Here is a 1,708-nt window from a genome sequence, read left to right as displayed (position 1 = left end):
TTGCCGCTCTGCCCCGCCACTGTGATCGCCGTATCTAACCCCATCACCTGCGCCGCCGCCTGTGCCGCCGACTCGGGAATCACCGGGTTGACTTTGCCCGGCATAATAGAGCTACCCGGCTGCAGCGCTTCAAGCTCAATTTCACCCAGCCCGGCCAGCGGCCCCGAGTTCATCCAGCGTAGGTCGTTGGCGATCTTCATCACCACGCAGGCGAAGCCTTTCAGCTGGCCGGATAATTCCACCGCAGCGTCTTGCGAAGCCAAGCTGGCAAAAAAGCTATCGTTAGGAACAAAAGAGAGACCCGTTTGTTGGCTCAGTTCTTTCGCCATTAAGTCAGCAAAGCCCTCTGGCGCGTTAATCCCCGTACCCACTGCAGTACCACCCTGGGCAAGGCGGCATAACCGCACCATCGCACTGTCAAAGCGCTCAATGGCTTGCCCCACCTGGCTAGACCACGCCCCTAACTCTTGATCCATCCGCAAAGGCATAGCGTCCATCAAATGGGTACGCCCGGTTTTAACGACATGGCTGAGTTCGTCAGCACGGCGATCAATGGTCGCTTGTAGCGCGACTAATGCAGGCCTCAGTGACTCATTCACGGCGATAGCGGCGGAGAGATGGATCGCCGTCGGGATCACATCGTTACTGGATTGGCCCATATTAACGTGATCGTTGGGCGCCACCTCGACTCCTTCACGGCTAGCCAACGTCGCCAGCACCTCATTCACGTTCATATTGGTGGAGGTGCCCGAGCCAGTCTGGAAAACGTCAATGGGGAAATGGTCGTCATGCTGGCCATCAATCACCGCTTGTGCGGCTTTTTCGATAGCCTGCGCGCGCTCGGCATCTAATAGACCTAGCTGGTGATTGCTACGAGCAGCCGCTAGCTTAATGCGTGCCACGGCATGCACAAATGCCACCGGCATGGGCGTGCCTGAGACGGGAAAATTATTAATGGCACGCTGGGTTTGGGCACCGTAAAGCGCCTTTGCCGGTACCTCAAGCTCTCCCATGCTATCTCGTTCAATACGCGTATCCATTCCACACTCCTGTTAAGTCATCAGCGGCATTTGAACTAACACCACTCCATTGATAACGATTCTCTCTACGCTTCAGCCTAGCCACCCCGCCCGGTTTGGTAAACCACCAAGCTGGCTGGGCGCGTTTTCAAGGTTTATTTTGCCCAAATTGTTGCACTGCACAAAACCGCTTGCTATGCTGCAATGCAAGATAACCCAGATCAGTAACGGTGCATTCCTTAGCTCGCCGTCGCTGATAAACGAATCGTCTTGGGTTTAGCTTAGCAGCCCACAGACCTTAGCAATGGCACAGGAGTGTTGATTATGCGTACCTTTAACACCAATGAAATGACTCAGCAGTTCGATAACCTGTTTATGGCTCCGGCACGTGCCTACATGAGCCTCAGCATCGACTATTCTGAAAAACTGCTAAACGCTCAGCTAGACGCTAACAAAGCCTATGTTGATACCGGCATTGCACAAATGCGCCAGCTGATGAGCGTTAAAGACGCTGAGGGCCTGCGCAGCTACATGGAAGGCCAGCAGAAAGTAGCCAAAGAGTTGGCTGAGCGCGTCAAAGGTGATGCAGACAAAGTGGTATCACTGCAGCAGGACTTCTTGCAGAAGAGCCAAAAGCTGACGGAAGATAACGTTAAGCAGGCACAAGCTACTGCCAGCAAAATGAGCAA

General features: G+C 54.0%; 2 protein-coding genes. One reads left to right on the top strand and one right to left on the bottom strand.

The window, feature by feature from the left end; translation table 11 throughout:
* The coding region (locus BIS10_RS18640) for a lyase family protein (RefSeq protein WP_253507746.1) at positions 1-1,040 on the bottom strand (1,040 nt) is incomplete at its 3' end.
* 303 nt (positions 1,041-1,343) lie between these two features.
* On the opposite strand from BIS10_RS18640, the gene BIS10_RS18635 reads away from it, so the two are divergent.
* A partial coding sequence (locus BIS10_RS18635; RefSeq protein WP_253507743.1) for a phasin family protein occupies positions 1,344-1,708 on the top strand: 365 nt, incomplete at its 3' end.

Origin of the sequence: Halomonas sp. 707B3, assembly GCF_024158645.1 — a bacterium.
Lineage (GTDB): Bacteria > Pseudomonadota > Gammaproteobacteria > Pseudomonadales > Halomonadaceae > Vreelandella > Vreelandella lionensis.
This window is presented reverse-complemented; position numbering and strand designations above follow the sequence as displayed.